Genomic DNA, 4968 nt, shown 5'->3' with positions numbered 1-4968 from the left:
TCCGGCCGGCAGGCCGACGCCCTCGACGTCTTCCGCCGCATGCGCCGCCAGCTCGACGACGAACTCGGCATCCAGCCCTCGCCCGCACTGCGCAAGGTCGAGAGCGCGATCCTCGCCCACGACCCGGCCCTCACCGGCGACCCGCGCGTTCCCTCACCTCTCCAGCCGGTGTGACCGGGCGCGGTCCGGGCCCCGTAAGCGGCCCGTCAGTCCCCGGTCAGCCCGCGTTGCCACGATCGTGCCCACGCACCTCCGGCCCGACGGCCCGCGCGGGCCATGTCCGATGTCACGTCACCTCACGCGGAGGCAGAACGACATGAAGTCCCACGTCGCGGAACTGGCCGGCATACGCGAACGCGTGCTCGCCGGCCCCAGCGAGAAGGCGACCGCCGCTCAGCGGGCCAAGGGCAAGCTCACCGTGCGCGAGCGGATCGGCCTGCTCCTCGACGAGGGCTCGTTCCAGGAGGTCGAGCCGCTGCGCCGGCACCGGGCGACCGGGTTCGGCCTGGAGACCCGGAAGCCGTACACCGACGGTGTGGTCACCGGCTGGGGCACGGTCGAGGGCCGTACGGTCTTCGTCTACGCCCATGACTTCCGGATCTTCGGCGGCGCGCTGGGCGAGGCCCACGCCACCAAGATCCACAAGGTCATGGACATGGCCCTGGCGGCGGGCGCGCCCCTGGTGTCGCTGAACGACGGGGCGGGCGCCCGTATCCAGGAGGGTGTGACCGCCCTCGCGGGCTACGGCGGCATCTTCCGCCGCAACACGGCCGCGTCCGGGGTGATCCCGCAGATCAGCGTGATGCTCGGCCCGTGCGCCGGGGGTGCCGCCTACAGCCCGGCCCTCACCGACTTCGTGTTCATGGTCCGCGAGAGCTCGCAGATGTTCATCACCGGCCCGGACGTGGTCAAGGCGGTGACGGGCGAGGAGATCACCCAGAACGGGCTCGGCGGCGCCGACGTCCACGCGGAGACCAGCGGGGTGTGCCACTTCGCGTACGACGACGAGGAGACCTGCCTGGAGGAGGTCCGCTATCTGCTCTCCCTGCTGCCCGGCAACAACCGCGCGACCCCGCCCCCGGTGACCTGCGCCGACCCGGCCGACCGCCGCTGCGGGGCACTGGCCGACCTGGTGCCGGTCGACGGCAACCGGCCGTACGACATGACCCGGGTCGTAGAGGAGATCGTCGACGACGGCGAGTACCTGGAGGTGCACCAGCGCTGGGCGCGGAACATCATCTGCGCGCTGGCCCGGCTGGACGGCCAGGTGGTCGGGATCGTCGCCAACCAGCCGCAGGCCCTGGCCGGCGTGCTGGACATCGAGGCGTCGGAGAAGGCCGCGCGGTTCGTGCAGATGTGCGACGCGTTCAGCATTCCGCTGGTCACCCTGCTCGACGTGCCCGGCTTCCTGCCCGGTGTCGGCCAGGAGCACGGCGGCATCATCCGGCACGGCGCCAAGCTGCTGTACGCCTACTGCAACGCGACCGTGCCGCGCATCTCCCTGATCCTGCGCAAGGCCTACGGCGGCGCCTACATCGTCATGGACAGCCAGTCCATCGGCGCGGACCTCACCTACGCCTGGCCGACGAACGAGATCGCCGTGATGGGCGCGGAGGGCGCCGCGAACGTCATCTTCCGCCGCCAGATCGCCGAGGCCGACGACCCCGAGGCCAAGCGGGCCGAACTGGTCAAGGAGTACAGGGCCGAGCTGATGCACCCGTACTACGCGGCCGAACGCGGCCTCGTGGACGACGTGATCGACCCCGCCGAGACCCGCGAGGTGCTGATCCGCTCCCTCGCGATGCTCCGCACCAAGCACGCGGAGCGCCCCGCACGCAAGCACGGCAATCCCCCTCAGTGACGGAGGTACCCCATGTCCGTGTCCCCCGCGTCCCCCACTCCCCCCATCCGCGTCGAGAAGGGGGAGGCCACCGACGAGGAACTGGCCGCCCTGACCGTGCTGCTGCTCAGCCGGGGCGCGCTCGCCGACGCCGGTGCGGAACCCTCCACCCCCGGCACCACTTGCTGGCGCCCGCACGCCTTCCACGCGCCGCACAGCTGGCAGCGCTCCTGACCGGTGCGCGGCCGGCGCCGGACGGCCCGGCGCGCCCACGGCTCAGGCCCTGGTGAGCGTGATGTCCTGCTCGGCGACCGCGTGGAAGGCCGGCAGCGGCGCGATGCCCACCGGGCGCAGCTCCATGAGGGTGGCCTCCACATGGGCCGCGCCCGCCCGGAGGGGGTCCGGCGAGACCTTCCCGATGTCCCGCCAGCGGTGTTCGGCGCCGTCGCACCGGGCCATGCTGCCGCCGATGCCGTGCTCGACGCCGAGGTCGCCCTGGCTGACCGAGGAGCTCACGAACACCGGGCCGGTGCCGCCGGTGCAGCGGTAGCTGCCGGTGAGGGTGATCGTGCCGTCGGCGGCGACCCGGCCGGTCCGGTCGACCGTGACGGTCTCGGCGGGGTCGGCCACGGCCGGGCCGGCGACGGCGCACAGCAGGGCGACGGCGCCGAGGACCGCTGCGAGGGCGGGGCGTACGGGCATGGTGGGCCTCCCGGTTCCGTGGGGCTGGGGGAATCCACTGGTACCCGGCGGCCCTGCCGGTAGGCGGAACGTCACTCCAACGGTGGCGCGTCATCGGACCGTCCGTGAGTTGTCCGGGTGTTGTCACGTTTCCCGGCGGCCGGTTCCGGTGCGTTCACGCCGGAGGCATGGTCTGTGCATACCGGGCGGCGGCCGCATCGGCCGGCCCCTCGTATCCGATGTGGAGGTGCGCCATGTGCTCCTGTTCCTCCTCGCTCTCCGGGTATCCCGCGACCCAGGGGCCGCACCCGGTGGCCGCCCACCCCGAGCAGGGCTGGACCCTGCTGTGCGACGGCTCGATCGTCTTCGACGACAGCGGAGAGCTGCACCCGGACGGCAGCGTGGTCCCGCCCCGGCGGGTCCCGGCCGAGCGGCTCGCCGTGGCGGCCTGAGACGGCCCGGGGGTCTCCCGGCCGGCGCGGGCTCTACGGCAGGACGGCGAACCCGTCCAGCTCCACCATCGCCTGCTCGTCCCACAGCCGTACGACCTCGACGACGGCCATCGCCGGGTAGTCCCGGCCCGCCGCCCGGTGCCAGATACGGCCCAGTTCCCGGGCCTGGGCGCGATAGGCGGCCACGTCCGTGGCGTAGACGGTGACGCGGGCGAGGTCGGCGGGGGTGCCGCCGGCCGCGCGCAGGGCGCAGCAGGTTGCCGAGGGCCCGCTCGAACTGCTCCGGGAGGGTGCCGCCGGTGACCTTGCCGTCGCCGTCCAGCGCGGTCTGGCCCGCGAGGAACACCACCCGCGAGCCGGCCGCGACGACGGCGTGCGAGAAGCCCGTGGGCGGGGACAGCTCGGGCGGGTTGACGCGCTCGGTCGTCACCGGGCCTCCCGGTCGTGGGTCGTGGCGTACAGCTCCTTGGCGATGATGCCCCGCTGGACCTCGCTCGCCCCTTCGTAGATGCGTGGGGCGCGCACCTCGCGGTAGAGGTGTTCGAGCAGATGACCCCTGCGCAGGGCCCGTGCGCCGTGCAGCTGGACGGCGGTGTCGACGACGTACTGCGCGCTCTCGGTGGCGATCAGCTTGGCCATCGCGGCGCGCCGGGGCACGTCGGGGTCGCCCCGGTCGTACGCGCCCGCCGCCGCGTACACCATCAGGCGGGCCGCCTCCGTGCGCAGCGCCATCTCGGCGACCTGGTGGGAGACGGCCTGAAGGTCCATCAGCCGGCCCGAGAACGCCTCGCGCCTCCGGGTGTGGTCGAGCGTCGCGTCCAGGGCCGCCTGGGCCATGCCGACCGCGAACGCGCCGACGCTGGGCCGGAAGAGGTTGAGGGTGCCCATGGCCACGGCGAAGCCGCGGTCGACCTCGCCGAGCACGTCGCCGGCCGAGACGGGCACGGCGTCGAACTCCAGGGCGCCGATGGGGTGCGGCGAGATCATCTCCAGTGCGCTGCCGGTGAGTCCGGGCCGGTCGGCGGGGACGAGGAAGGCGGTCACACCCCGGGCCCCGGCACGGGGCGCGGTGCGGGCGAAGACGGTGTAGAAGTCGGCTTCGGGGGCGTTGGAGATCCAGCACTTCGCGCCGGTGAGCCGCCAGCCGTCGCGTCCGTGGGGCTCGGCCGCGAGAGCCAGTGCGGCCGCGTCCGAACCGGCGCCCGGCTCGCTCAGCGCGAAGGCGGCGACCGCGCTGCCGTCGGCGACGCGGGGCAGCCAGCGCTCCCGCTGGGCGGGGCTGCCGTGGGCGTGCACCGGATGGGCGCCGAGGCCCTGGAGGGCGAGGGCGGTCTCGGCCTCGGTGCAGGCCTGGGCGAGGGACTCCCGCATCAGGCAGAGGTCGAGCGCCCCGGATGTGAACAGCCTGCGCAGCAGGCCCAGTTGGCCCAGTTCGGCGAGGAGCGGCCGGTTGACGCGCCCCGGTTCGCCCTTGTCGGCGAGCGGGCGCAGCCGTTCGGCGGCCAGCGTGCGCAGCTCGGCACACCAGGCGATCTGCTCCGGTTCGAGCGAGAATGCGGGCACTGCCGGTCCTCCCTCCGGCTCGGGCCACCACGGCCCGTCGCCGTCGTCTGCCGGGCGGGCTTCCCCGTCCCCTGCCGGGCCGGGCCGTCGCGACCCGCTCCGTCGTACCGAGGTTATCGCGCACAGTTGACTGCCGTCACCAACACGATACGCTCGAACGGCGAGCCCACCACAGAGCCCGTCCCGACGTCTGTCACGGCAGGGGGCGAACCGCCATGCACCGCTCGGCCCACGTCGACACCTTCGCGCGCGACCATCTGCCCCCGCCGGACGAGTGGCCCGAACTGCGCTTCGACCTGCCGGAGCTGCAATACCCGGACCGGCTGAACTGCGCGGCGCAGCTCCTGGACCACGCCGGCGCGGCCCGCCCGGTCTTCCACACCCCGGACGGCCCCACGTGGACCTACGGCGACCTGCGCGCGCGGGTCGACC

The 4968-nt window shown here is 73.8% G+C and carries 6 protein-coding genes and 2 pseudogenes; 5 read left to right on the top strand and 3 right to left on the bottom strand.

Annotated features, from left to right (window positions below; all coding sequences use genetic code 11):
- From ACWEN3_RS41380 to ACWEN3_RS41370, 3 genes are all read left to right on the top strand, one after another.
- Positions 1–174, top strand: a 174-nt coding sequence (locus tag ACWEN3_RS41380; protein WP_452982355.1) for an AfsR/SARP family transcriptional regulator, incomplete at its 5' end; no start/stop codon positions are given.
- A 142-nt stretch (positions 175–316) separates the two neighbouring features.
- Positions 317–1861, top strand: a complete 1545-nt coding sequence (locus ACWEN3_RS41375) for an acyl-CoA carboxylase subunit beta (RefSeq protein WP_452982352.1) — start codon at positions 317–319, stop codon at positions 1859–1861.
- Between the two features lie 12 nt (positions 1862–1873).
- Positions 1874–2074, top strand: coding sequence for an acyl-CoA carboxylase subunit epsilon (locus ACWEN3_RS41370; RefSeq protein WP_452982349.1), 201 nt, complete (start codon positions 1874–1876; stop codon positions 2072–2074).
- Between the two features lie 42 nt (positions 2075–2116).
- On the opposite strand, the gene ACWEN3_RS41365 is transcribed toward ACWEN3_RS41370, so the two are convergent.
- On the bottom strand, positions 2117–2542 hold the full coding sequence (locus tag ACWEN3_RS41365; RefSeq protein ID WP_452982346.1) for a DUF6299 family protein: 426 nt from the start codon (positions 2540–2542) through the stop codon (positions 2117–2119).
- A 233-nt stretch (positions 2543–2775) separates the two neighbouring features.
- Here ACWEN3_RS41365 and ACWEN3_RS41360 point away from each other — a divergent pair, with 233 nt between their 5' ends.
- Positions 2776–2973: a DUF5999 family protein gene (locus ACWEN3_RS41360; protein WP_452982343.1), complete on the top strand. Its 198-nt coding sequence runs from the start codon at positions 2776–2778 to the stop codon at positions 2971–2973.
- 33 nt (positions 2974–3006) lie between these two features.
- On the opposite strand, the pseudogene ACWEN3_RS41355 reads toward ACWEN3_RS41360, so the two are convergent.
- Positions 3007–3403 (bottom strand): annotated as a pseudogene (locus tag ACWEN3_RS41355) (RidA family protein).
- Positions 3400–4536, bottom strand: coding sequence for an acyl-CoA dehydrogenase family protein (locus ACWEN3_RS41350; RefSeq protein ID WP_452982340.1), 1137 nt, complete (start codon positions 4534–4536; stop codon positions 3400–3402). The pseudogene ACWEN3_RS41355 and the gene ACWEN3_RS41350 overlap by 4 nt, the downstream one beginning before the upstream one ends.
- Before the next feature lie 215 nt (positions 4537–4751).
- Between ACWEN3_RS41350 and ACWEN3_RS41345 the strand changes: the two are divergent.
- Positions 4752–4968, top strand: a pseudogene (locus ACWEN3_RS41345) (2-aminobenzoate-CoA ligase); the annotation flags it as partial.

This window comes from Streptomyces sp. NPDC004561 (assembly GCF_053602155.1).
Note: the sequence above shows the minus strand (reverse complement) of the source record. Positions and strands in the feature narration are given on the sequence as shown.

Excerpts from the sequence above, each read along its gene's own strand:
- ACWEN3_RS41360 (WP_452982343.1), top strand. The coding sequence starts at position 2,776 with ATGTGCTCCTGTTCCTCCTCGCTCTCCGGGTATCCCGCGACCCAGGGG.
- ACWEN3_RS41370 (WP_452982349.1), top strand. The coding sequence starts at position 1,874 with ATGTCCGTGTCCCCCGCGTCCCCCACTCCCCCCATCCGCGTCGAGAAG.
- ACWEN3_RS41375 (WP_452982352.1), top strand. The coding sequence starts at position 317 with ATGAAGTCCCACGTCGCGGAACTGGCCGGCATACGCGAACGCGTGCTC.
- ACWEN3_RS41365 (WP_452982346.1), bottom strand. The coding sequence starts at position 2,542 with ATGCCCGTACGCCCCGCCCTCGCAGCGGTCCTCGGCGCCGTCGCCCTG.